Annotated in this window: 21 protein-coding genes and 1 pseudogene; 13 read left to right on the top strand and 9 right to left on the bottom strand. The window is 41.9% G+C overall.

Translation table 11 applies throughout. The features are described from left to right. Nucleotides 1-27 precede the first annotated feature (27 nt). Together EVU92_RS07475 and EVU92_RS07480 are read left to right on the top strand one after the other, a co-directional pair. A complete protein-coding gene (locus tag EVU92_RS07475) occupies nucleotides 28-948 on the top strand; it encodes an AAA family ATPase (protein ID WP_130050678.1) in 921 nt (306 codons plus the stop codon). A gap of 13 nt (nucleotides 949-961) precedes the next feature. Beyond that, nucleotides 962-2,017, top strand: a complete 1,056-nt coding sequence (locus EVU92_RS07480) for a general secretion pathway protein GspB (RefSeq protein WP_130050679.1) — start codon at nucleotides 962-964, stop codon at nucleotides 2,015-2,017. Between the two features lie 16 nt (nucleotides 2,018-2,033). On the opposite strand, the gene EVU92_RS07485 is transcribed toward EVU92_RS07480, so the two are convergent. Both EVU92_RS07485 and putA read right to left on the bottom strand, forming a co-directional pair. Further along, nucleotides 2,034-3,242: an HD-GYP domain-containing protein gene (locus tag EVU92_RS07485; RefSeq protein ID WP_130050680.1), complete on the bottom strand. Its 1,209-nt coding sequence runs from the start codon at nucleotides 3,240-3,242 to the stop codon at nucleotides 2,034-2,036. A gap of 162 nt (nucleotides 3,243-3,404) precedes the next feature. Further along, nucleotides 3,405-7,208 carry a bifunctional proline dehydrogenase/L-glutamate gamma-semialdehyde dehydrogenase PutA gene (gene putA, locus EVU92_RS07490; RefSeq protein WP_130050681.1) on the bottom strand — a complete coding sequence of 1,268 codons (3,804 nt, stop codon included), beginning with the start codon at nucleotides 7,206-7,208 and terminating at the stop codon, nucleotides 3,405-3,407. Nucleotides 7,209-7,375: 167 nt separating this feature from the next. Between putA and EVU92_RS07495 the strand changes: the two genes are divergently transcribed. Continuing rightward, nucleotides 7,376-7,858, top strand: coding sequence for a winged helix-turn-helix transcriptional regulator (locus EVU92_RS07495; RefSeq protein WP_130050682.1), 483 nt, complete (start codon nucleotides 7,376-7,378; stop codon nucleotides 7,856-7,858). Between the two features lie 44 nt (nucleotides 7,859-7,902). On the opposite strand, the gene EVU92_RS07500 is transcribed toward EVU92_RS07495, so the two are convergent. Then, complete coding sequence (locus EVU92_RS07500) at nucleotides 7,903-8,502, bottom strand: TIGR04211 family SH3 domain-containing protein (RefSeq protein WP_130050683.1); 600 nt, start codon at nucleotides 8,500-8,502, stop codon at nucleotides 7,903-7,905. A gap of 213 nt (nucleotides 8,503-8,715) precedes the next feature. Between EVU92_RS07500 and EVU92_RS07505 the strand changes: the two genes are divergently transcribed. The 4 genes from EVU92_RS07505 (at nucleotide 8,716) to EVU92_RS07520 (ending at nucleotide 13,387) form a co-directional block, all read left to right on the top strand. Continuing rightward, entirely contained in the window at nucleotides 8,716-10,236 is a 1,521-nt protein-coding gene (locus EVU92_RS07505; RefSeq protein WP_130050684.1) for a CYTH and CHAD domain-containing protein, read from the top strand. A 4-nt stretch (nucleotides 10,237-10,240) separates the two neighbouring features. Continuing rightward, complete coding sequence (locus EVU92_RS07510) at nucleotides 10,241-10,894, top strand: START domain-containing protein (RefSeq protein WP_130050685.1); 654 nt, start codon at nucleotides 10,241-10,243, stop codon at nucleotides 10,892-10,894. Between the two features lie 98 nt (nucleotides 10,895-10,992). After that, on the top strand, nucleotides 10,993-12,975 hold the full coding sequence (locus tag EVU92_RS07515; RefSeq protein WP_130050686.1) for an alkaline phosphatase family protein: 1,983 nt from the start codon (nucleotides 10,993-10,995) through the stop codon (nucleotides 12,973-12,975). Nucleotides 12,976-12,982: 7 nt separating this feature from the next. Next, on the top strand, nucleotides 12,983-13,387 hold the full coding sequence (locus EVU92_RS07520; RefSeq protein WP_130050687.1) for a diacylglycerol kinase: 405 nt from the start codon (nucleotides 12,983-12,985) through the stop codon (nucleotides 13,385-13,387). Nucleotides 13,388-13,446: 59 nt separating this feature from the next. Here EVU92_RS07520 and metK read toward each other — a convergent pair whose 3' ends face one another. After that, complete coding sequence (gene metK / locus EVU92_RS07525; protein ID WP_130050688.1) at nucleotides 13,447-14,598, bottom strand: methionine adenosyltransferase; 1,152 nt, start codon at nucleotides 14,596-14,598, stop codon at nucleotides 13,447-13,449. 266 nt (nucleotides 14,599-14,864) lie between these two features. On the opposite strand from metK, the gene tkt reads away from it, so the two are divergent. After that, on the top strand, nucleotides 14,865-16,856 hold the full coding sequence (gene tkt / locus EVU92_RS07530) for a transketolase (protein ID WP_130050689.1): 1,992 nt from the start codon (nucleotides 14,865-14,867) through the stop codon (nucleotides 16,854-16,856). A gap of 238 nt (nucleotides 16,857-17,094) precedes the next feature. On the opposite strand, the pseudogene EVU92_RS07535 reads toward tkt, so the two are convergent. Beyond that, a pseudogene (locus EVU92_RS07535) lies at nucleotides 17,095-17,367 on the bottom strand (type II toxin-antitoxin system RelE/ParE family toxin); the annotation flags it as partial. A gap of 23 nt (nucleotides 17,368-17,390) precedes the next feature. Beyond that, nucleotides 17,391-17,615: a type II toxin-antitoxin system ParD family antitoxin gene (locus EVU92_RS07540; RefSeq protein WP_205987941.1), complete on the bottom strand. Its 225-nt coding sequence runs from the start codon at nucleotides 17,613-17,615 to the stop codon at nucleotides 17,391-17,393. 282 nt (nucleotides 17,616-17,897) lie between these two features. Here EVU92_RS07540 and EVU92_RS07545 point away from each other — a divergent pair, with 282 nt between their 5' ends. The 3 genes from EVU92_RS07545 (at nucleotide 17,898) to EVU92_RS07555 (ending at nucleotide 20,270) form a co-directional block, all read left to right on the top strand. Continuing rightward, nucleotides 17,898-18,209: a pyrimidine/purine nucleoside phosphorylase gene (locus EVU92_RS07545; protein WP_130050691.1), complete on the top strand. Its 312-nt coding sequence runs from the start codon at nucleotides 17,898-17,900 to the stop codon at nucleotides 18,207-18,209. 182 nt (nucleotides 18,210-18,391) lie between these two features. Further along, a complete protein-coding gene (raiA, locus tag EVU92_RS07550) occupies nucleotides 18,392-18,748 on the top strand; it encodes a ribosome-associated translation inhibitor RaiA (protein ID WP_130050692.1) in 357 nt (118 codons plus the stop codon). 274 nt (nucleotides 18,749-19,022) lie between these two features. Beyond that, nucleotides 19,023-20,270 carry a divalent metal cation transporter gene (locus EVU92_RS07555; protein ID WP_130050693.1) on the top strand — a complete coding sequence of 416 codons (1,248 nt, stop codon included), beginning with the start codon at nucleotides 19,023-19,025 and terminating at the stop codon, nucleotides 20,268-20,270. A 64-nt stretch (nucleotides 20,271-20,334) separates the two neighbouring features. On the opposite strand, the gene EVU92_RS07560 is transcribed toward EVU92_RS07555, so the two are convergent. The 3 genes from EVU92_RS07560 to EVU92_RS07570 are packed head-to-tail and all read right to left on the bottom strand — an operon-like array spanning nucleotide 20,335 to nucleotide 22,643. After that, the gene (locus EVU92_RS07560) at nucleotides 20,335-21,522 is read right to left on the bottom strand and encodes a VWA domain-containing protein (RefSeq protein WP_054551134.1); all 1,188 of its coding nucleotides are present in this window, start codon (nucleotides 21,520-21,522) and stop codon (nucleotides 20,335-20,337) included. 1 nt (nucleotide 21,523) lies between these two features. Next, nucleotides 21,524-22,372 carry a MoxR family ATPase gene (locus EVU92_RS07565; protein ID WP_063703233.1) on the bottom strand — a complete coding sequence of 283 codons (849 nt, stop codon included), beginning with the start codon at nucleotides 22,370-22,372 and terminating at the stop codon, nucleotides 21,524-21,526. A 52-nt stretch (nucleotides 22,373-22,424) separates the two neighbouring features. After that, on the bottom strand, nucleotides 22,425-22,643 hold the full coding sequence (locus tag EVU92_RS07570) for a DUF1653 domain-containing protein (protein ID WP_130052252.1): 219 nt from the start codon (nucleotides 22,641-22,643) through the stop codon (nucleotides 22,425-22,427). Between the two features lie 78 nt (nucleotides 22,644-22,721). Between EVU92_RS07570 and EVU92_RS07575 the strand changes: the two genes are divergently transcribed. Both EVU92_RS07575 and EVU92_RS07580 read left to right on the top strand, forming a co-directional pair. Next, nucleotides 22,722-23,204, top strand: a complete 483-nt coding sequence (locus EVU92_RS07575) for a DUF2947 domain-containing protein (protein ID WP_130050694.1) — start codon at nucleotides 22,722-22,724, stop codon at nucleotides 23,202-23,204. Nucleotides 23,205-23,263: 59 nt separating this feature from the next. After that, entirely contained in the window at nucleotides 23,264-23,896 is a 633-nt protein-coding gene (locus tag EVU92_RS07580; protein WP_130050695.1) for a hypothetical protein, read from the top strand. Nucleotides 23,897-23,908 lie beyond the last annotated feature (12 nt).

Here is a 23,908-nt window from a genome sequence, read left to right on the forward strand (position 1 = left end):
GTGATTTTAAACGCAAGGAATAACACGGTGTATTTAAGCTATTTTGGCTTGTCAGAAAAACCCTTTTCAATTGCCCCAAATCCTGAGTATTTATTTCTTAGTGAGCGTCATAAAGAGGCATTAGCACACCTTACCTACGGATTAGGTGAAGCGGGTGGCTTCGTTTTATTAACAGGTGAAGTCGGTACAGGTAAAACAACACTAACGAGAAGCCTGCAAGAGCAGCTACCTGAAAATACTCAAGTAGCACAAATTCATAACCCTGCTTTGTCACAGCTTGAACTGCTTGCCAGTATTTGTGATGAATTGAATATCGACTATGACAGCACTAATGCGACCTTAAAGACCCTCACTGATGTAATCAAAAAACACCTTGAGGCAAATAATCAAGCAGGCGGCCATACCATCTTAATTATTGATGAAGCACAACTACTCGCGCCAGATGTGTTAGAACAGTTGCGGCTGTTAACCAATATCGAAACAGATCATAAGAAGCTGCTGCAAATTGTGTTAGTAGGGCAACCGGAGCTTCAAGAGCTACTAAAACGCACTGAATTAAGACAACTTGCTCAGCGAATCACTGCGCGTTATCACTTATTGCCACTAACTGAAGGGCAAGTGTTTGCCTATGTTAAGCATCGTTTGTTTAAAGCGGGGACAGAACAAGCTTTATTCTCGGGTGATGCATTAAAAGCGATTTATCAAGTTACTCAAGGCGTTCCAAGGTTAATCAATTTACTGTGTGAGCGTTGTCTAGTCGGCGCGTTTTCTCAACAAAAACTGAGTATTGACAGTGAGCTTGTGATGCGCTCTGCCGCCGAAGCACTACCGCCAACCAGCACTCCTGTTGCTGCAGTAGAAAATAAAGAGCCGAGTTATGTTTGGCTTTATCCAGTTTCATTTTTAGCCGTATTAGGGATGGGTATTGGTTTATCCTACCTAATATAACGAGTTTACATTTATGTCATTATTATTAGATGCAATTAAACAGTCTGGTCAGCACGAACAAACCGCGGTTGATCACGATCAAGCTGCACTAGCGCTCAAACAACAGCAAGAACTTAAACGTTATCGTCGATTAGCTTTTTTATTTGGCCTATTACTAGCGGCAATATTAACGCTTATGGCTGGATTTTCGATTGGTAAATGGTTACAGAAAACTAAACCATTTGCCGAGCAGCCAAAGGTCGTTAATAACAACAATGAAGTGGCCGAAAGCACCTCGACTGAGATTAAGACAAGCCCTGAAAACGAACAGCCTGCTAAACAAGAGCAAGTAGCACAAATTCAACCTCAGCAAGCTACAAATAATGTAGGACAAGCAGCTGCGATTCAGCAAGGTCAAGTAATGCAACAAGCAGCGGTACAGCAACAAATGATGCAGCAAGTTCCGGTGCAAGGTCAGCAATATCAATGGGTGCAAGTGCCAGTTAATTCAGCTCCTGTGTACGCCAATCAAGGCTATCAAGTACAACCTCAGTACCAGCAACCGGTATACCAAAATCAGCCTGCGTATCAATCACAGCCACAGTTCTCGCAACCAATGCAGCAAATTAATCCTCAACAAATGAGTAGTAACGGTGTCGATTTAAGTAAATATAAGGTGCTTGGTAAACCACTCGGTAGTCAGCCAGTTCAACCTGTTTCTACATCATCAGCCAATGATGAGTTAAGAGATGTGTCTGATACATTGAAAGACGCTTTTGCTAAGGCTGTTGAAGATGTTGACAGCAAACGTAGTGTCGATATTACTCGAAGTACTAAAAACACGTCCTATGCAGAGCCTATTGAACTCTTGCCAGATGCATTACAAAGCCTTATTCCAACAATTAAATACCAAGCACACATCTATGCTTCAGAAACGTCTAAGCGTTGGATAAAGCTTAATGGCCGAGAGTTATATGAAGGAGATAACATCGGCGTGTTATCTGTGGTTGAAATCACCCCAGAGCAAACTTTATTAAGCTACGATGGTTATGAGTTTACATTAAAAGCATTACAAGACTGGCCTGAATAGCCAGTCTTACTAAGGGCTAAGGTAAAATAGAGTTCTTAAAGAAGCGGATCAGATCGATATTAAAGTCAGTCGGTCTGACAGCTGCTTCTAAGCTATCGTGACAGCGGCTGTTTGCTAAATCGATATCTTGTACTTCGGTATAGTGTGCATGTTTGGCATTATAAAAAACCTTTACAGAGGGCTTTAATGGGCTGGTAGGGTTACTACGTGTTACCACTCCTAATTTTTGGCTTTCAAGTTTTACCAAGGTGCCAACAGGGTGAATACCGATACACTGTATAAATTTGGTTACTAGGTCTCCATCAAAGCTATCTGGGCAGCCATCTTTAAGTATCTTAAACGCCTTTATTGGCTCCATACCTGCTTTATAGACCCGCTCAGCGGTTAATGCATCATAGACATCAACAATCGATGCCATTCGCACATACAAGCTTATCTCATCAGCGCTTTTACCAAATGGGTAGCCACTGCCATCTAGGCGCTCATGGTGGAACCCTGCTATATCAACAGCAATCCCGCTCAAGCCTGCTTGCTCTAAAATCTCTTTACTAAAGCGAGCATGATCTTGAATGGTTTTATATTCGTCATCTGTTAACTTGCCTGGCTTATTGAGAATTTCATCCGGAATATTAATTTTGCCGATATCGTGCAGTAATGCACCTGTGGCAATTTCTTGGATTATCGATCTTTCTATCCCTAAATGTTTGGCAAAAATACTCATTAAAATTGATACGTTGATTGAATGCTCAAGTAGATAAGCATCTTTCTCACGCATACGAGTGATACAGGCGAGGGCGTCTTGATTACGAAAAACCGAATCAATAAAACCGTTTGCTAGGTCTTTAAAAGGAGCTATATCAATTTTATTACCATCACGTATATCGTCAAAGGCTTTGTTTTGTAATGACTTTGCTTCGTTATATAAGCTATTTGCCTTACTCATTTCTGCCGACACACTATGAGTGGTGTGCCAGGGATCAAAAGCAGTGGTGTCGTCAGCAGGTTGTGGGTTATTTTGCTGCTCAACCACTTTATTCTCACTGTCTAAAGTCAGTGTTTTGTTTGGGTCGATAGCTATTTCTAATATGCCAGCCTTGATCAGCTTGTCTATGCTTCCCTGTGTTTTTACCCAACCTTGGTTTTTAATACGGATCTTGCCAGTCTGTTTCGTTACACTTTGGACAAACATGCCCGGCTTAAGTTGATTGATAGGGAGTGTTTTCAAGGCCTTTACTTCTAATCGAGTTCAATACTATAAAACTAGCAGAAAATCTGTATCTCGGTAAACAAGAATAATGAAAAGGTATCTTTAAAAATCAAAAAGCCCTCGCAATTGCGAGGGCTTTTATTTAGCTCAGGAGGGGTTAATTTCCTTTAATCAATACGATTACTCGTCGTCTTCAACCAATGTCATTAGTGATGTGTTACCACCAGATGCGGTTGTATCAACACTAATTGTTTTCTCAGTTAATAAACGCTTGATTAGCGTGTCGTAGTACTCTGAGCTGATCACTGGCAGAATCGCACCTTTACGCTGTGCTAGCTGCTGGCTGAAGTAGCCTAAACGTGATGAGCGTGCAGCTACAACAGCACCAGCAAGGTGAGGATGTGCTAAAATTGCTTGTAACTGATTAGGTTTAGCAACTTGGAATACACCCTCAGCAATACCTGTTGAAATAAACTTATCTCTAAATGCAACTGCTTCATCAAAGAATAACTCAGAAGCAACCGTGATTACTGTGTTACCAGCAGCTAATGCTGTGATAATTGAAATTGCCCAGAAGTTAAACGATGTGCTCTTGTCGGCATAACAAACTACACAACCACGAGGCTCTAAGTGCAGCGTATTAGACTCACCCGTTGGCCCAGGCAACACAGTGTGTTTACGCATGTGTTTTTCAAGACGGTTAAGCTGTGCACGTGCATCAGCTAAGGTTAACGCTAAGTCATCAGCAAGTTCATCAATGATTTCAACAGTCGCTACTTTTGCAAGTAATTGACGAACAGCAGAAACTCGGTCGTTAAGTGGTGTTGCACGCCAGATTTTTTCATCACGTAATGAGTTATCCATCAGCTTAGCAACTTGCTCAGCAGCACCTGAGTAGTGGTGAGTATCTAACTCATCAGGTGTTAGATTTGTCATTTGTACGTTATCTGGTGATGCTTTTTCTTTCACAAGACGTTGTAAGTAGTTAGGGCCACCGGCTTTAGGGCCTGTACCAGATAAACCACGGCCACCGAAAGGTTGTACGCCAACAATCGCACCGATCATATTACGGTTGATGTAAACGTTACCTGCACGTGACATTTTCGCTAAGTACTCGCAGCGCTCTTCGATACGTGAGTGCACACCCATGGTTAAGCCAAAGCCAGTGCCATTGATTTGATCAATCACATTATCAAGCTCTGTGCCTTTGAAGCGGATGATATGTACACACGGGCCAAAAACTTCGCGTTTAAGCACCGATAAATCTTTGATCTCGTATAAACGAGGTGCAAAGAAATAAGCACCGTTTTCGCTGTTATCAGGAATTGCACATTCATAGTGAAGTGTTGCATTACCTTTTAAGTACTCAACGTGGTCAGTTAAGTTTTTAAGTGCTTTTTCGTCGATAACAGGACCGATATCCGTTGAAAGTAATGAAGGGTCGCCAACGTGAAGCTCTTTTAAAGCGCCTTTAAGCATCTCAATGATGCCATCAGCAACATCTTCTTGTAAGAATAATACACGTAGTGCAGAACAGCGTTGACCAGCACTTTGGAAACCTGAACTGATCACATCATCAACAACTTGTTCTGGTAGAGCTGTTGAGTCAACGATCATACAGTTTTGACCACCGGTTTCAGCGATAAGCGGTACTTGAATATCGTTACGCGCAGCAAGTGTTTGCGAAATGAGAGTCCCTGTTTCTGTAGAACCTGTGAACATAACAGCTTGAATTCGCTCATCAGGAACGATAGTTTTACCTACTTCGCTACCACGAGCAATAACAGGTTGTACAACATGCTCTGGTAAACCTACAGATAGCATAAGTTCAATGGTACGAAGAGCAATTAGGCTGGTTTGCTCAGCAGGTTTAGCAATAACTGTGTTACCAGTTACGATTGCTGCGGCAACTTGACCTAAGAAGATAGCAAGCGGGAAGTTCCATGGGCTGATACATAAGATCACACCACGCGCTTCAAAGCGTTCATCTTCTGATAGTTCCTCAGCGCGTGCTGCGTAGTAGCGGCAGAAATCCACTGCTTCACGAACTTCATCGATACCATCTTGGGTAATTTTACCTGCTTCTTTAATACAAATAGCGACAAGTTCATCGTGGTGACGCTCTAGGATATCAGCAACGCGGCGTAGTAAGTTTGCGCGCTCTTTAACAGGTGTCTGTGACCATGATTCAAATGCTTTCTCTGCATTTTCTAAAAGTGCAGTCATCTCTTCTGATGATTGTAATTTCACATGACCAATGATTTCTTTATGGTTTGCAGGGTTCTTCACAGGGATAGAACCTTCAGGCACATCGCTTAATTCAATACGATGCTCTTCAAACCACGTATCAAGGTTTTCTTTAAATGGTGTGATTACATTGATGTCAGTCAAGTCCATGCCTTTTGAGTTAGCACGTTCTTCACCATATAAATCAATTGGCATTTTAATTTGCGTATTGTATTTATTACGTAAACCTTGCAGCGTTTCGACAGGATCAGGTAATAGTGATTCAACAGGCTTAGTGGTATCAACTATCGCATTTACGAATGATGAATTAGCACCGTTTTCTAATAAACGACGTACTAAGTACGCAAGTAAGTCTTCGTGCTGACCAACTGGTGCGTAAACACGACATTGAATTTTTTCTTTCTCAACGATTTGATCAAATAATGACTCGCCCATACCGTGCAAGCGTTGGAACTCAAAACCTTCGTTGTCGCCTTTCGCGACTTCTAAAATTGTTGCTGCAGTATATGCGTTGTGTGTAGCAAATTGCGGATACAGAACATCACGAGCTTCAAGTAGTTTGATAGCACACGCTTTGTAAGAAACGTCAGTGGTCGCTTTACGTGTGAATACAGGGTAGTGATCTAAACCATCTTGCTGAGTCGTTTTGATTTCGGTATCCCAGTATGCGCCTTTTACAAGGCGAACCATTAATTTACGACCAACGCGACGAGCAAGTTCTGCAACCCACTCAACCACAAAAATAGCGCGTTTTTGATATGCTTGAACTGCTAAACCAAAGCCGTTCCAGTTACCTAAATCGTCATCGCTAAATACTGCTTCAATCACATCTAGTGAGATATCTAAACGGTCAGCTTCTTCAGCATCAACAGTAAAGCCGATATCGTAGCTTTTCGCTGCAAGCGCAAGCTCTTTTAACTTAGGTACGATTTCAGCGATAACACGCTCGCGATGAGTGAATTCATAGCGCGGGTGAATTGCAGATATCTTAACTGAGATACCCGGGCTTTTGATTGGACCACGGCCATTTGCCGCTTTACCAATTGCGTGGATAGCAGTCATATAGCTTTGGAAGTAACGCTCAGCATCTTTCATGGTGCGCGCGCCTTCACCTAGCATATCGTATGAATATACGTAGCCTTTTTGCTCTTTATCCGCTGCACGTTCAATTGCTTCGTCAATAGTACGACCCATAACGAATTGCTTACCCATGATCTTCATCGCGAAGTTCACAGATTTACGAATAACAGGCTCACCTAGACGACCTATTGTTTTCTTAAGCACACCGAACTGTTGCTCTTTCGATTTGTCGCTGTAATTAACCATTTTACCGGTTACTAACAGACCCCAAGATGAGGCGTTTACAAATAAAGAATCGCTGCTACCTAAATGAGAGCTCCAGTCACCTTTAGCAAGTTTGTCACGAATTAGTGACTCTTGCGTCGCTTTATCTGGAACGCGTAATAGTGCTTCTGCAAGACACATTAAAACAACGCCTTCTTCACTTGAAAGTGAAAACTCATTTAATAGTGCATCTACACCGCTTTGACCATCCTGATCGCGACGGATATTTAAAACCATTTGACGAGCACGTTCCCACGCTCGGCTACGCGCTTTCACGCCTACTTCAGCCAAAGGCAAAATGTGATCAATAACCGCATTTTCGTCAATACGGTAGAAATCACGGATCTTTTGTCTAATTGGACATTCAGTTGTCAAATCGCCATTAAATAGCATATGTAACCCTCTGGTGTGTGGAGTCTAAAAAATGAACTAATTGCATTTCTTACCATTGATATAATTCGTGCATTCTAATTAAAATCCAGCAGAATATGCTGGTTAAATTTTTCGATTTACGATAATTTACAGGGCATACCGTTAACTTAGCCGCATAAAATTCTGTTATGACCAGTCCGAATAGATTACGCATGTTAGATCGCATCGATTTAGCAATTTTAGACGCTCTGCAAAAAAATGGCAGAATATCGAACGTAAACCTCGCAAAACAGGTAAACCTGAGCCCAAGCCCGTGTCTAGACCGTGTAAAACGTTTAGAGCAAGAAGGCTACATCGAAGGCTACTACGCAAAGCTTAGCGAAGGTAAACTTAACCAGAGCTTGTTAGCGCACGTGCAAGTATCCTTGGTGACATCTAATACATCAGTTTTTAAAGTGTTTCGCGAGTATATTTTAAATATTCCTCAAGTCGTTGAATGTGACATGGTTGCTGGTGGCTATGACTATTTATTAAAAGTGCGAGTCTCTGATATGGATGAATACCGCCAAGTGCTGGGAGATTTAGTTGATATTCCGGGGGTTGGTACACATCATACTTATATGGTTATCGAAAAAATTAAACAAGATACCGGACTTAGATTCGATATATAGATACAAAAAAAGCACCAATAGGTGCTTTTTTGCAGTTTTACCAGTTATGCCCAGCCGTCATAGCGTTTACGGCGAGATAACACTACAGTGAGGATAATGCCTAACAGTAAACCAATAAATGCAATGGCACCGCCATAAGTTAATAGCTGGCGTTTCTCTTTAGCACTTGCGGTTTGTTTTGCATTACGCTCAGACTCGATGGTGTTCTTAAGGGTTTCGATTTGCTTGCTAAGTGCTAGGTTTTGATCTGTCAGTGCTCTATTTTGTTCTTGTAATTGCGGCAGCTCAATCTCTGCTTGACGAAGTTGCTCTTGCATTAACGTCATATCATTATTTAGGGCTTGAAATTGTTGTTGGATACCTGCATTTTCGGTTACGAATTTTGCTTCTACCCAGCCTTCACGATCTTTATCATCACGAATTTTAAAGTAACCATTATCTTCATCCGATAACAACATAACTTGTGTACCTGCATCGACTGAGCCCAGTATACGGTAGTTTTTGCTTGGACCAGAGTGCATAAAGGTGTACAGGTTATCGACTATATAGGCGGTGTTTTGGCTGTCGCTGCTTGGCGCTTCTTCTGCGTAACTAATAAAAGAGGTGGCCGCAAGGAGCAACCCAAAAATACACTGTTTTAACATCAATCTACCTTGTTAATGTGATCTTGCCTAGAAGTGGCTAAATTTATAATTTCTTTAAGTATAGAGATAGTAGGGATTTCAACTATCAATAGCAAGGCTGATATTGTAATCCGTGATTAGACTTGGTCGCAAAAATCAGGAAAAAATTTGCATTAAGTAGCTGCTTTGTTTATTTTGAGCACTTATTTATTTTAAATGTACTCCGCAAAACGAATGGATACTGAGATAGAACTGAAGTTTTTGGTGTCAGATGCCGTTGTTCCACTGATCCCCGCATTAATTACCCAATTTGCAAAAACCGTTACTAATAAACCGTCGCGAAGCTTACAAAATGCTTATTACGATACGCCAAGCCGAGAATTACGTGCTTTAGATATTGGCCTACGTACTCGTTGTTGCGATAGTGATTGTGAGCAAACCATCAAACTTGCCGGCGAAGTGGTTGGTGGTCTTCATCAGCGCCCTGAATACAACTTGCCACTCACAGGTAATCGCCCTGATTTACTTGCTTTTGATGCCGCTATTTGGCCGCATGGAATGCAAGTGTCTGCCATTGCTGAGAATCTATACCCAATTTTTAGTACAAATTTCATTCGCCGTACATGGTTACTCGAAACCGAAAATGGTGCAAAAATTGAAGTGGTGTTAGATAAAGGTGAAGTTGCTGCATCGGGTCAGGTTGAGCCAATTTCTGAACTTGAAATCGAACTTATCGAAGGTAGCCGCAATGAACTGTTTGCATTAGCGGATAAATTAGTTAGTGAGAGTCATGTTCGCTTAGGTCTTTATTCTAAAGCTGCACGTGGTTATGGGCTTGCCGATGACAAGCCATTAAAAGCAAGTAAATCAATCGGCTTTGTGCCGTTAAAACGTGATGCTACGCAAGAGCAAGCATTAATTGAAAGTATCAACTACGCGATTCGTTTTGTACAAAAACATGAAGCGTGTTACTTCATTAAACCGAGTTTAAAAACGCTTAAGCGTGTGACCGACGGTATTCGTTTAATTCGTCATACATTTTGGCTTTTTGACGACATTGTTAGCAAAGACGACACTGAATCATTGCGCACTGAGTTAAAGTGGTTATTAAGTGAATTAGCTTGGGTTGAAAATGCAATTCAGCTAAAAACGTACACCTCAAAGCGCCATGCATACTACAAAAAAATCAACAGTGCGCCAGAGCTCACACAGGTTATTAATGACTTAAAAGAACTACAGCCAAGCATTGACGATATTGAAACACTATTCCATAGCACCCGGTACAACCGCTTGCTATTACAGCTAACGACGTGGTTAATTGAAAAGCAATGGCGCAAATCATGGGGGCAAGCTGAGTTTCAGGCTGCGGAAAAACCGGTTGCCGATATTGCTAAGCGTTTATTTGCTAAAGATTGGCACGACATGCACGAGCTCATTCCTGATCAGCAAGTGTTTACAGATAAAGATTATTTGGCACTGCGCACGCGTCTTGAAAACTCATTACTTAGCGGCAACTGCTTAGGGGCTTTGTTCGATAGAGAGGATCGAAATGAGTTTCGTATGCCGTGGGTCGATATCTCGCATGGTATTTATGAATTAAGTACCCTTGAGTACTTAAAGCAATTATGTGCAGGACAAGACGACTTAGAGCTGACAAAAATTCAATCATGGCTTGATCAAAAGTCTGAATTTTTAGTGAGTGCAATGGAGCAAAGTCGCCACGCTTCATTTAATACAGACCCTTACTGGCTGTAAATCAATGCGCTTTGGCCTATGGATTGGGTTAGCATGGTTGAGTTTATCGGCATTTGCTAATCCTATCGAATGGAAAACTTACAAACAGCAAGACGATATTAAAGTTAGCTATAAAAAACACGACACTGGCATTGTAGAAATTAATGCCTCTGTGCTGGTTAAAAATGCCAAAGCAAGTGACTTTATGGCGTTGTTAAGTGATACCGACAATGCACCAAATTGGCTTGAAAATGTAAAAAGCGTGACTTTAATGGAGCGCTTAAGCCCCTCGGAAACGCTTGTTTACACCCATTTTAATTCGCCTTGGCCGGTGTCAGACCGAGATTTAGTGAGTTACTCTTGTTATCATGCTTTGGATGAACACAAAACAGAGTTACAAATCAAAAGCCAACCGTATGCAAAAGCCGAAGTTGCAGGCATTGTGCGTATTAAAGACCTTACCGCTTATTGGCGTTTAGAAGAGCAACAAAGCAATTTGTTGGTACGCCATCAAGCCTATGCAGATCCAAGTGGCTCAATTCCCCGCTGGTTAAGTAATAAAGTGTCGTTAAAAAGCGTCTATAAAACTCTAGAAGCACTCCGAGAACAATTAGCTAATAATCAATTTTCTCGTATCAAATCACCCAGCCGTATCGGTTCATGCCCTCATTTTGAGTAGTAATACAAAAATATTACATATAATTACAAAAGATTGATTGAAATTGTTCCTTTTTTAAATACACTCTGTTTCGTTTTTATTACAGGGATATTGTATTTATGGAACTTAAGCCGTTTGCTACAAGTAGGTGGTATGCCTTTGTTGAGGAAAATACTCGGTTGGCAATGTTATGGCTAGCTGGTGTCACTTTATTTATGGCATTTAGAGTGTTTTTCTTATTCTATTTTTATGACCATCTTAGTAGTCCTTTAACACTCGATACATTTGCAACGACATTAAAAGCAGGCTTTGCCTTTGATTCTGCTGCTGCTGGTGTTTGCTTAACAATTCCATTTATTTTTAACTGTTTCTTACAACCAATTCGAAAATCGCATTGGGTTGCTAGTGTTCGTCATTACAGTGCTCAGATATATCTTAGTTTAAGCGTGTTACTATGTGTTGTTAGTGTGACCTACATAGCTGAGTATGGTAGTCAGTTTAATTACTTCATGTTTGAAGGGCTGCATGACGATCAGGCCGCAATTCTCAAGACAGTCGCTATGCAATATAAACCATGGGGTAGTGTCATTACATTATGTGTTTTATTGTATTTTTCATTTAACATTTGCAATTGGATTAATCGGCATCAGCTTCATGTACTGAGTAATTTGTTTACGGATTGTAAAGTCAAGCGCACAGTGCTTGTTATAATCATGGTTGTTTTAACAATTTGTGCTGTAAGAGGGTCTTTTGAATCTCGCCCTGCAATGCGCAAATGGTCTGCAGTGACACCAGATCCTTTCGCCAATAACTTAGTCATAAATCCGTTGAGAAGCTTTATATACGCAATCAGAGATTATAATGAACTTCAGAGTCATGGCGCTAACTCCAAGAATCCTTATTTAGCTAATGATCAATCTATTAGCGAACCGCTAATTAATTTAAAGCATACTACAACTGGCGTACTTACTACGCAGCCATCGAGAATATTTCTTATAATAATGGAAAGTTATGATTCGTGGCCATTACAAGAAAAGTATTTTGGGCTAGGTCTTACAACACAGTTACAAAAACTGGCTGAAAAAGGTTTGTATTTCCCAGATGCATTGCCTGCAGCGAGTAGCACAATGAACTCGCTTTCAAGCATCTTATCCGGCATTCCTTATGCAGGCGTTAATATGAGCAAGATTGGCCCACAAAAACCAGCTAGTCCAATGTCGTTATTCGAGCAATTGGAACAGCAAGGCTATCGCAGCCAGTTTTTTTATGGGGGGTTATTGTCTTGGCAGAATATTGGGACATACGCAAAATCACAAGGTGTTGATAGATTATATTCAGCAGCAGACATGGGAGGTAAAGGTTCAGCAGGTGTGTGGGGTATAGATGATCAACAACTATTCGAACTGGTTGCTAATAAAGCGAAAGAAAATACCTTTAATGTTGTAATGACAACCAGTTATCACGGACCTTTTAATTTAAATTTAAAACAGTATGGCTACCCCTTGGAGTCTATTGATGATTACCCTTCAGCATTACGAGAGTTAAACTCAGAACTTTTGTCGCCCTATACACTTGGCCACCTTTGGTATGCGGACCATATGCTTGGAGAGTTTGTTGATAAGATGGAGTCGCAATACCCTGATGCACTTTTTGTTATTACTGGCGATCATTACAGCCGTCGTTACATTCATGACCAGCCTAATTTATATGAACTCACTCATGTACCCATTGTTTTTTATGGTCAAGCTATACAGCAACTAAAGGCAGAACCGCAGCTGGCCAGCCATATGGATATTGCTCCTACAATTTTGAATTTGGTGGCAAAGCCAAATAGTGCATTCTATAGCGTTGGTAAATCACTATTATCACCAACAACAGACCGGACAATTTTTGGCTTTCAGACAGCTCGCAAAGGACAACAATTATGGCGAGGTGACTTTTCGGGGATTTATGAATATCATTTGATCAACGAAAAGCAGCGATATGATGTGCGTTACAACAAACAAAGCACACCTTTTGCAAAAATAGATGACGCAACATTCAACGCATATAACCAATATATGGGCATAGCGTGGCACTTGTTGCTAAAAGGCGAGCAGTAGGAAAAGCATGAAAGAACCAAAAATTCCCTTGGTTAATAAGCCAAATGGTATTGGTATTGGACGCATTTTTAAAGCAACTAAATGTTCAGTTAAAGGATTTAAAGCGGCATTTAAAGAAGAGTCCGCATTTCGCTCTGAAATCTACCTAGGGGTGTGTTTATTACCTTTATCAGTCGTGCTTGCACAGTCGTTGAATCATTGGTTAGTGCTGTTTATTCCTTACTTATTACTATTAATCGTCGAGTTACTTAACTCGTCAATAGAAGCACTGACTGACCGAGTAGGGATTGAGTATCATGTATTATCAGGGCGTGCTAAAGATATGGCTTCAGCGGCAGTGACATTGGCGTTGCTAATTCTAGCCTTAGTCTGGGGTGTGGCAGTTTACGAAAAAATTATAAGTTATCTTTAAATCAGATAAGCCAGAAATAAAAAAAAGCGCCGAAGCGCTTTTTTATTTTATCTAACCTATTACAGACCAGCTGCTGCGCGAAGTGCGTCTGCTTTGTCTGTGCGCTCCCAAGGGAACTCTTCACGACCGAAGTGACCGTAAGCCGCAGTCGGTTGATAGATAGGACGCTCAAGATCAAGCATATGGATTAAGCCGTAAGGGCGAAGATCAAAGTGCTCACGTACTAATTCGATTAGACGCGCTTCTTCTAATTTACCTGTACCAAATGTCTCGATACTGATTGATGTTGGCTCTGCAACACCGATAGCGTAAGAAACTTGTAGCTCACATTTATCAGCAAGGCCAGCAGCAACCACGTTTTTAGCAACGTAACGTGCAGCGTATGCAGCGCTGCGGTCAACTTTTGATGGATCTTTACCAGAGAATGCACCACCACCGTGACGAGCCATACCACCGTATGTATCAACGATGATTTTACGACCTGTAAGACCACAGTCACCCATTGGGCCACCGATTACGAAACGGCCAGTTGGGTTGATGAAGAACTTAGTTGCGCTTGAGATAAGCTCAGCAGGAAGAACCGGTTTAATGATAGTTTCCATTACCGCTTCAACTAAGTCGTTTTGTGAGATTGAATCACAGTGTTGAGTTGAAAGAACAACTGCATCAATGCCAACAGGCTTGCCATTTTCGTATGCAAACGTTACTTGAGATTTTGCATCTGGGCGTAACCAGTTAAGCTCACCGCTTTTACGAACTTCAGCTTGACGCTGAACTAGACGGTGTGAATAAGTGATTGGTGCAGGCATTAAAACGTCAGTTTCGTTACATGCATAACCGAACATTAGACCTTGGTCACCAGCACCTTGCTCTTCAGGACGAGCACGGTCAACACCTTGGTTGATGTCTGGAGATTGCTTACCGATAGTGTTTAGGATTGCACAAGAGTCAGCATCGAAACCCATGTCAGAGTGCGTGTAACCGATTTCACGTACTGTTTTACGTGTGATTTCTTCGATATCAACCCAAGCGCTAGTTGTGATTTCACCACCAACCATCACCATACCAGTTTTAACGTAAGTCTCACATGCAACACGGGCATGAGAATCTTGCTCTAAGATAGCATCTAGAACCGCGTCAGAGATTTGGTCCGCGATTTTATCCGGATGACCTTCAGAAACAGATTCAGAAGTAAATAAATGTTTTGCCATTGTATTTCTGCTCACAAATATTGCGCTTCACAAACGTCGGTAATAGCGCTAAAAAATTAAGGGGCGTATTTTATCTAAAACAAATATGTTTGCATAGTAATTTTACGCCTAGACGTCCATTTAAAATTACTAATAACGTATTGTTCTTAATAAACGCCCATAATTGCTGCATTTAATGCGGATTTTTAATTGCACTGTACCCTTACAATAAGTAAGAATGGGGCTTCATAAACAACCAGCGCAAATACATAAAGGTAGGAGAATTCATGCCATCACGCAAAGAACTTGCAAATGCTATTCGCGTCTTATCAATGGACGCAGTACAACAGGCCAAATCTGGCCACCCTGGCGCCCCTATGGGCATGGCAGATATCGCGGAAGTACTATGGCGCGATTATCTAAAGCACAACCCTACGAATCCAGAGTGGGCAGACCGCGATCGATTTATTCTTTCGAATGGTCATGGTTCAATGCTGATCTATTCTCTACTGCACTTAAGTGGCTATGACTTACCACTAGAAGAAATTAAAAACTTCCGTCAAATGCACTCAAAAACACCAGGTCACCCAGAGTATGGTTACGCTCCTGGTATTGAGACTACTACGGGCCCATTAGGTCAAGGGATCACAAATGCAGTGGGCATGGCAATCGCCGAAAAAGCGCTAGCTGCACAGTTTAACCGTGAAGGCCACGATATTGTTGATCACTTCACGTACGCATTCATGGGCGATGGCTGCTTAATGGAAGGTATTTCTCACGAAGCCTGTTCATTGGCCGGTACATTAGGCCTAGGTAAACTAGTTGCGTTTTGGGATGACAATGGCATCTCAATTGATGGTGAAGTAGAAGGTTGGTTCAGCGATGACACACCAGCACGCTTCAAAGCATACGGCTGGCACGTAGTAAGCGATGTAGATGGTCATAACCCAGATGCAATTCGCGCCGCAATCGAAGAAGCTCGCAGCATTACTGATAAGCCATCACTCATTTGTTGTAAAACAGTGATTGGTTACGGTTCACCTAACAAATCAGGTAGCCATGACTGTCACGGTGCACCTCTAGGCGAAGACGAAATTAAAGCATCTCGTGAGTTCCTAGGTTGGACTGGCGATGCATTTGAGATCCCTGCTGATATCTACAGCGAGTGGGATGGCAAAGAAAAAGGTAAGCAACTAGAAGCAAGCTGGGACGAAAAATTTGCCGCTTACGCAAGCGCGTACCCTGAACTTGCTGCTGAGTTTAAACGCCGTACAAATGGTGAGTTACCAGCTGATTGGGCTGAAAAGTCACAAGCTTACATCGAAGAGTTACAAGCAAACCCAGCAAACCCAGCAACTCGTAAAGCATCACAAAATGCATTAAACGCGTTTGGTCCATTATTACCAGAATTCATGGGTGGCTCTGCTGACCTTGCTGGTTCAAACTTAACACTTTGGGATGGTTCAAAAGGCTTAGAAGCAAACGATGCAAGCGGTAACTATATTTTCTACGGTGTACGTGAATTTGGTATGTCAGCGATTATGAATGGTATTGCACTGCACAAAGGCTTTATCCCTTACGGCGCTACTTTCTTAATGTTCATGGAATACGCTCGTAACGCAGTACGTATGGCGGCATTAATGAAGCAGCCGAGCATCTTCGTATACACGCATGATTCAATTGGTTTAGGTGAAGATGGTCCAACGCACCAACCAGTAGAGCAAATTGCTAGCATGCGTTTAACGCCAAACTTAGTGAACTGGCGCCCATGTGACCAAGTTGAGTCTGCAATTGCGTGGCAACAAGCTATTGAACGTAAAGATGGCCCAACGTCACTGATTTTCACTCGCCAAGGCCTTGAGCAACAAACGCGAACTGCACAGCAGTTAGCTGATGTGAAAAAAGGTGGTTACGTACTTAGCTGTGACGGTGAGCCAGAACTTATCCTTATTGCAACAGGTTCTGAAGTACAGCTTGCACAAGATGCCGCTGCAGAACTTCGTTCACAAGGTAAAAAAGTACGCGTGGTATCTATGCCTTCAACTGATTTATTTGATGAGCAAGACGCTGCTTATAAAGAAAGCGTACTACCAGCAAGCGTAACACGCCGCGTAGCAATTGAAGCGGGCATCGCAGACTACTGGTACAAATACGTAGGCCTAAATGGCGCAGTAGTTGGTATGACGACCTTCGGTGAGTCAGCACCGGCAGGCGAACTATTCAAGCACTTTGGTTTCACTGTTGAAAACATCGTAAACAAAGCAAACGCTTTGTTCTAAGCTTTAGCCGCTAAAATTTAAAAGCCCGCCCTGTATAACCACAGCGCGGGCTTTTTTATGCCCCGTAGGTTGGGTAGAGCGGAGTGAAACCCAACGGTTTTAGCTCTCAGCTTTCAGCCGTCAGCTTTAAAAATTCCTCACCGTAGGCGTGAAATTTATTTGGCGGGAAAAGTCATGTTTCTAAGTTAAATACCAGAAGTCAGATTTGAGTTTGCTACTTTCGCCTTTTAAATGAAGGCTATGCGCCAAAAATTGGATTCACATCCATACTTTTGTGGAGAATACGGATAATCTCAATATTTTGACTGCCGATTTGACGATAAAAGATTACGTGGCTTCCTTGTGGAAATTTTCTGTAGCTATCGCGAATTTCGTCACAGTCTTTATCAATTTCAGGGTTTTCGGCTAATAGCCAGAATATGTCATCAAACTGTTTTAGATAAATATTTCGCTGTTTACGACCCCTGCGTCGAGATGTAAACAAGGCTGCATCTTTTAAATCAGATTTTGCCTTGTTAGTTAACTAAAATGGCCTCATTTTATTTCATTTTTATCTAATTCATTGATAAACGAATCAAGGTCATAATCCGCAACTCCACTATTTTCACCTTCAATAAGTAATTGGCGTAAAGTGTTCATTTTCGTTTTTTGGCTTTCAAGTAAACGTAAAGCGGCGCGTATGACTTCACTTGCTGAGCCATAGCGGCCGCTTTGGAGTTGATTAGCAATAAAACTGTCAAAATGGTCACCCAAAGTAATGCTAGTGTTTTAGCCATAATATAGCCCTTAATACCAATAGATACCTAAATATGGTATCGGTTTGAGCTTGGATGCAAGGCGCGTTACAAAGCGTTAAAGCCATATTCTTTGAGGTTCCATTATAACGATCCATTCAGATACTCGCGCTAAAGCCTGTCCTACAACAATTGTACGATCTTACAGCTAATCCGGCTTGATTATTTATCACCCAGCCCTACTTGAATACTAAACCGACAACTGGCAATGTCTATACGTTAATAACAAAACATCTCAGGAGTAAGTATGACTCAGTTTGACAGTGTAAGTGTTGTAAAAAAAGCGAATGTCTATTTTGATGGAAAAGTTTCGAGCCGTGTTGTGCTATTTGCCGATGGTAGCACTAAAACATTGGGCTTTATGCAGCCAGGAGAATTTGAGTTTGGCACAAATCAAAAAGAGCACATGGAGCTGCTAGCGGGAGAGTGGCAAGTATTACTGCCTGGCGAAACACAGTGGCAAACCATGAAGGCGGGAGATTCATTTAATGTAGACGCGAACGTTACCTTCCGCGTCAAGGTAACTGATTTCGCAGATTATTGTTGCTCGTACACTTAATGAGCAGATGTTAACCTCTCTGAACAGCCCGTGTGGTGCGGGCTTTTGCATACTTTATCCGCAACGCATGATCTAAATCATCAGTGGTTACAATCAATTACTAATTATCTGCAATTTTCGCTTGTGTTAATTCAATTCGCCCCCAATACTAACTGTGAGGTAACAATAAAAAAGGATACCCTATGAAGATTAATATTTCTGGTCATCATGTTGACGTTACTGACTCTGTAAGAGAGCACATCAACGAGAAGTTCTCGAAAATTGCAAGCCATTTTCCATCACTAATATCTCTTGATATTATTCTTTCAAAAGAACATCACAAACATCAAGCTGAGATCAGCACAACCTATGAAGGTGCAAGTTTATCAGTAAAAGCTGAGGATGATGTGATGTACCCAGCAATTGCAAGTGCCGCAAAAAAACTAGATGCATCTCTGAAGCATCGTAAAGGGCAAATGAAAGCCAAACTACACGAAAAGCCGGTCAGTACTACACCGGAAATTGCCCACGAAATCATTCAGGAAATGAATCTGAGCTAATTATAATTCGCCAGTCCAAGTGACTAGCCTTAAAACTTAACCTAAAAAAGCCAACCGTTGCGAAACGCTTGGCTTTTTTAGTTTTATTATTCAGCCTCCAGCCGTCACTCAGGTTGAAATTCAAAAAGTTAGCGAGTTACTAGGGGAAAGAGTAAAGTTTGCGAGTTACTTGACACATATTGTAAGTTATCTAGAGTTGCTAACTTGCTCTGCTTCCAATCTCACCTAAAACGCTGTAAGTTGCTTGTAACTAAGAATAAAATACACAAAGCGTATGCAATCAGCAGTATCAAATTGGCAATCTAAATTAAATGCTCTAGGGCCGGGTATTTTAATGGCTACAGCCGCCATTGGTGGCTCACATCTAGTAGCCTCAACACAAGCAGGGTCGTTATTCGGCTGGCAGCTATTTTGGCTAATCATTGTAGTAAACGTATTGAAGTACCCATTCTTTCGATTTGGCATGGAGTACACACTCGCGACTAAGCAAAGTTTAGTTGAGGGCTATAAGCAAAAAGGGCCTGGGTATTTCTATAGTTTTATTGCGCTTAATATTGTTGCCGCTGTGGTGAACACTGCAGGGGTTTTATTATTAACGGCTAGCCTGCTGCACTACGCATTACCTATTACTATTTCTGTAACCTTATTATGCTGGCTGATTTTGGCTGTATGTTTGCTTATTTTGTTATTGGGGCACTTTAAAGCGCTCGATAATGTTTCTAAGCTAATTATGGGGCTGCTAACGGTTACAACAGTAGCTGCGTTGATAGTAGCGATTAATAATGGCGTTATGAATAATGGAACAGCGGCGTCTGTTGACTATGTGGGCCCGTCGCCTTATGAACTTGCCATGCTTGGCTTTATGGTTGCTTTGATGGGCTGGATGCCTGCACCTATCGAAATATCAGCAATTAGCTCACTGTGGCTAAAAGAAAAGCAGCACCAACAAGCGGTGACAAAACAACAAGGCTTGTTTGATTTTAATTTGGGTTACTGGCTTACCGCAGCACTGGCGCTCGTGTTTTTCTCACTAGGTGTATTAGTGCAATATGGTCAAGCACAAGCTTTGCAATTAGGTGGCGTGGCCTTTGCTAAGCAGCTAATTGATATGTATGCCCTCACTATGGGCGAGTGGGCAAGGCCGCTGGTTTCGGGTATCGCTTTTTTATGTATGTTTGGTACCACGCTAACAGTGCTTGACGGCTACGCCAGAACATTAAATGAGTCGCATAAACTGCTATCGATTAAACAATCTAAACATAGTTTAAATATGTGGTTATTACTGCAAGCATTTGCTGGCATGGCAGTGATTTTATTTTTTAAATCAGCCCTTGGGCCAATGCTTACTTTTGCAATGACCCTCGCTTTTGTAACGACTCCCGTATTTGCATGGCTGAACTTTAGTTTAGTGCGCTCAGAACCTAGCATTCATCACTCACCCTTATTACGTACCCTAAGCTGGCTGGGTTTGCTTTATTTAGTTGGCTTTGCACTGGTGTTTTTGGTTTGGAAGGTAATGTAAAGGGAGCTATCAGCTATCAGCTATCAGCTATCAGCCGTCAGCCGTCAGCTGACGGCTGACGGCTCTAACTCAACTCCCTAATGGCATTACTAATCCCATCTAGCGTGAGTGGGTACATGCGGTTGTCCATTAGCTGCTTTATAAAATCAATCGATTGATAATAGCGCCAGTGTTCAACAGGTTGTGGGTTGAGCCAAGCGACTTTATCAAAGTGATTGGTTATGCGATTTAGCCAGGCACTGCCAGGCTCTTCATTCCAATGTTCTACGCTGCCACCGGGGTAGGCTATTTCGTAGGGCCCCATAGTGGCATCGCCAACAAAGATCACCTTGTAGTCGCTGGTGAACTTGTTAATCAAGGTCATGGTATCAATCACATTTGAGTGGCGACGTTCGTTGTCTTGCCAAACATGTTCATATAAACAGTTGTGAAAATAGTAAAACTCAAGGTGTTTAAACTCGCTGTGTGCAGCGCTAAATAACTCTTCACAGGTATGAATGTAATCATCCATTGAACCGCCGATATCAAACAGCATCAATACTTTTACTGCATTGTGGCGCTCTGGAGCCATTTTTACATCTAGCATGCCGCCTTGCTTTGCCGTTGCGCGGATAGTTTCGGTTAGATCGAGTGTATCGCTGGCACCAGTGCGGGCAAATTTACGCAGTTTTTTAAGAGCAAGTTTAATGGTGCGAGAACCTATTTCACGGTCGCTATCAAGGTTTCGGTAGCTGCGTTTATCCCATACTTTCACTGCACGGCGATGTCGATTACCGTCTTGACCTATTCGCACACCTTCAGGGTTATAACCATAGGCGCCAAATGGCGAAGTGCCACCAGTACCCACCCACTTATTACCCCCAGCATGGCGCTTTTGTTGCTCTTCAAGGCGTTGCTTGAGGGTTTCCATGAGTTTATCAAGGCCGCCCATGGCTTGTAATTGCGCTTTTTCTTCTTCGCTTAAATGCTTTTCAAACTCTTTACGCAGCCAATCATCAGGCAAGGCATGTTGTTGTTTTAAGCTTTCGAGAAGATCAAGGTCAGCGACTCCACTAAAGTAATCAGCAAAGGCTTTATCAAAACGGTCAAAATGGGTTTCATCTTTAACCATGATGGTACGCGCTAAGTAATAAAACGCGTCAACGTCTGCAAAAATAACCCCTTGCTTGAGCGCATTGATCAAATCAAGTAGCTCTCGCAAACTAACTGGTAAGCGGTATTCGCGAAGCTTAAAGAAAAACGCAATTAACATCTTAACGGCGGCTCATAAAAGCAAGTTTTTCGATTAAGCTAATGTCTTGCTCGTTCTTTAATAACGCCCCAAACATCGGCATTAAGCCACCTTTTTGGCTTTTATCATGCAGTGTTTTAGCGTCTATATCTTCAGCCATCAGTAGCTTTAACCAATCAAGCAATTCGCTGGTTGATGGCTTTTTCTTAATGCCGTTTACTTCACGTAGATTAAAGAACACCTCAAGTGCTTGGCGAACTAAATCTTGTTTAACGTGAGGGTGGTGTACATCGATAATCTGTGCCATTTCTTCGCTACTTGGAAAATCAATGTAATGGAAAAAACAACGACGTAAAAAGGCATCTGGCAGCTCTTTTTCGTTATTCGAGGTAATGATCACAATCGGACGTTGCTTAGCAATCACTCGCTCGCCGGTTTCATAAACATGAAACTCCATTTTATCGAGTTCTAATAGCAAGTCGTTTGGAAATTCGATATCGGCTTTGTCGATTTCATCAATCAATAGCACTGGGCGTTTATTATGTTGCTCTCCATAGGTAAAGGCTTGCCATAATTTGCCTTTTACAATGTAGTTGCTGATATCGTGCACACGCTCATCACCTAACTGACTGTCGCGCAGGCGTGATACCGCATCATATTCATAAAGGCCTTGCTGCGCTTTAGTGGTTGATTTGATGTGCCATTGAATCAGTGTGGTGTCTAAGCTTTTCGCAAGCTCTTCCGCCAGCATGGTCTTGCCTGTGCCTGGCTCACCTTTTATAAGCAGGGGTTTTTCGAGCAAGATTGCTGCGTTAACCGCTTGTTTTAATGAGTTACTGGCAATGTAGTTATCGGTTGAATTAAAAAGCACGATGTCACCTTATCTGGTCTGAGCAGTGATTAATAACGTCATGATGCCACAGTTAGACGACGTCTGAAAGGTATGCAAAACGCGGTACAGTTTTCCCCTCTACAATGACTGTTTCTGTAAACATACTGAGCGGGCGTGCCCACATACCAAATTCTCCGTATAGCGCTTGGTAAATTACCAGTGGCTCATTGTTTTCGCTATGAGTAGCAACATATTCAACTTTATATTTTGGGCCTTTGTAATGTTGGTAAATACCAGGTTTGATTGTCATGTGTTTATCTCGCATCTTGGAGTCATTTGGGTATAATTGCAGTTTGCACATTATACGCTGAAACAAACTGCCTAAACTATGAATTATATTTCGTTAGATGAATACAAAAAAGCCTGGGTTTTCCGTCATAAAGATATGCCTATAAGCAACGAAGACGCAGCGCAAATTAAACCTATGAGTGCTGAACGCGCTGCGGTTTTATGGACCACTATGGTAAGCCGTGAGCATGACCACCCGGACTTTTTTGATAAAACAGATTGGTGTGGCAAAGAAGACAGCTTTTCAGAAACCATTAACTGGGAAAATGCGTGGGAAGCTGGTGATGAGCAGTTACCAGAAGAGATCCTTAACCACTTAGCGTGGGAAGCAAACACCACTGTGTATTTTTGTATGGCTCGCGACAATATTATTGAAACCAGCTTTGCGGTTTTTAAACGTTGTTGGCAAAACTTTATGTTTTTAGCTGATGGTAGTTTGTTATTAGGTAAAAAGCGTGATGCAGTGGTGCAGTTTTTAGAAACTGGCAACGCAAAATTGGGTAAAAAAGGCGCAGTAAAGTAGCGCTCAATAAACGCTCTATGCTATAAAACAGTCAAGCATTTGTTTTATAAGAGCGCGCATTGTCTAAACCAACTTCACAGAGCGAACACTCGCAACAAGCCGAAATTTGGCAGACTGATGCCGATCGTGCTTTGTATGCGCAGTTATGCAACGCATTTTATGCTCGTGAGATCCCACGTTTGGTTGATGAACCAGATGCTGCAAGGCTAAAACGCTTATTAGCAAGCTTGCCCTACTACATAGAGCGTTTGGCTATGCGTATTGTGAGTGGTGATGCGCCATTGCAGCTAGATTCACAAAACGGTAGTTGGCTTGAAAAACAAAAAACAACGCCGCCAGTTTATAATAAAAAAGACTCAGAAGAGTTTTATAGTCACCATGCTAAGCGCGGGTTAATTGTTCCCGTGCTAATTAATGACGAACAATGTACTACGGTGCGCATAGACAGCTTAGATCAAGTAAGCGACAATAAGGTACATTGCAACGAGCTTGGTTGGTTTGATAATTCAGGTGAATCGTTAGAGCACACACATGTACACCTGTTAAAGCCTGCAAAAGCGGTGATGGCAGCTGCGTGCTGTGGCCATCAATGGCAATTTAATAAACGCACTACACCTAAGCGTTTGTCATTAAGAGAAATGCTACTTGCAAGCAATATAAATTGGCGTAATTTAAAACGCCCTTTGACTTAATTTAACCGCGAA

The organism is Pseudoalteromonas sp. MEBiC 03485 (genome assembly GCF_004195145.1).
Classification (GTDB): Bacteria; Pseudomonadota; Gammaproteobacteria; order Enterobacterales; family Alteromonadaceae; genus Pseudoalteromonas; species Pseudoalteromonas apostichopi.

Coding starts and splice junctions, on each gene's coding strand:
- EVU92_RS07480 (WP_130050679.1), top strand. CDS start 962: ATGTCATTATTATTAGATGCAATTAAACAGTCTGGTCAGCACGAACAA.
- putA (WP_130050681.1), bottom strand. CDS start 7,208: ATGCTATTTAATGGCGATTTGACAACTGAATGTCCAATTAGACAAAAG.
- EVU92_RS07495 (WP_130050682.1), top strand. CDS start 7,376: ATGACCAGTCCGAATAGATTACGCATGTTAGATCGCATCGATTTAGCA.
- EVU92_RS07500 (WP_130050683.1), bottom strand. CDS start 8,502: ATGTTAAAACAGTGTATTTTTGGGTTGCTCCTTGCGGCCACCTCTTTT.
- EVU92_RS07505 (WP_130050684.1), top strand. CDS start 8,716: ATGGATACTGAGATAGAACTGAAGTTTTTGGTGTCAGATGCCGTTGTT.
- EVU92_RS07510 (WP_130050685.1), top strand. CDS start 10,241: ATGCGCTTTGGCCTATGGATTGGGTTAGCATGGTTGAGTTTATCGGCA.
- EVU92_RS07515 (WP_130050686.1), top strand. CDS start 10,993: ATGGAACTTAAGCCGTTTGCTACAAGTAGGTGGTATGCCTTTGTTGAG.
- EVU92_RS07520 (WP_130050687.1), top strand. CDS start 12,983: ATGAAAGAACCAAAAATTCCCTTGGTTAATAAGCCAAATGGTATTGGT.
- metK (WP_130050688.1), bottom strand. CDS start 14,598: ATGGCAAAACATTTATTTACTTCTGAATCTGTTTCTGAAGGTCATCCG.
- tkt (WP_130050689.1), top strand. CDS start 14,865: ATGCCATCACGCAAAGAACTTGCAAATGCTATTCGCGTCTTATCAATG.
- EVU92_RS07545 (WP_130050691.1), top strand. CDS start 17,898: ATGACTCAGTTTGACAGTGTAAGTGTTGTAAAAAAAGCGAATGTCTAT.
- raiA (WP_130050692.1), top strand. CDS start 18,392: ATGAAGATTAATATTTCTGGTCATCATGTTGACGTTACTGACTCTGTA.
- EVU92_RS07555 (WP_130050693.1), top strand. CDS start 19,023: ATGCAATCAGCAGTATCAAATTGGCAATCTAAATTAAATGCTCTAGGG.
- EVU92_RS07560 (WP_054551134.1), bottom strand. CDS start 21,522: ATGTTAATTGCGTTTTTCTTTAAGCTTCGCGAATACCGCTTACCAGTT.
- EVU92_RS07570 (WP_130052252.1), bottom strand. CDS start 22,643: ATGACAATCAAACCTGGTATTTACCAACATTACAAAGGCCCAAAATAT.
- EVU92_RS07575 (WP_130050694.1), top strand. CDS start 22,722: ATGAATTATATTTCGTTAGATGAATACAAAAAAGCCTGGGTTTTCCGT.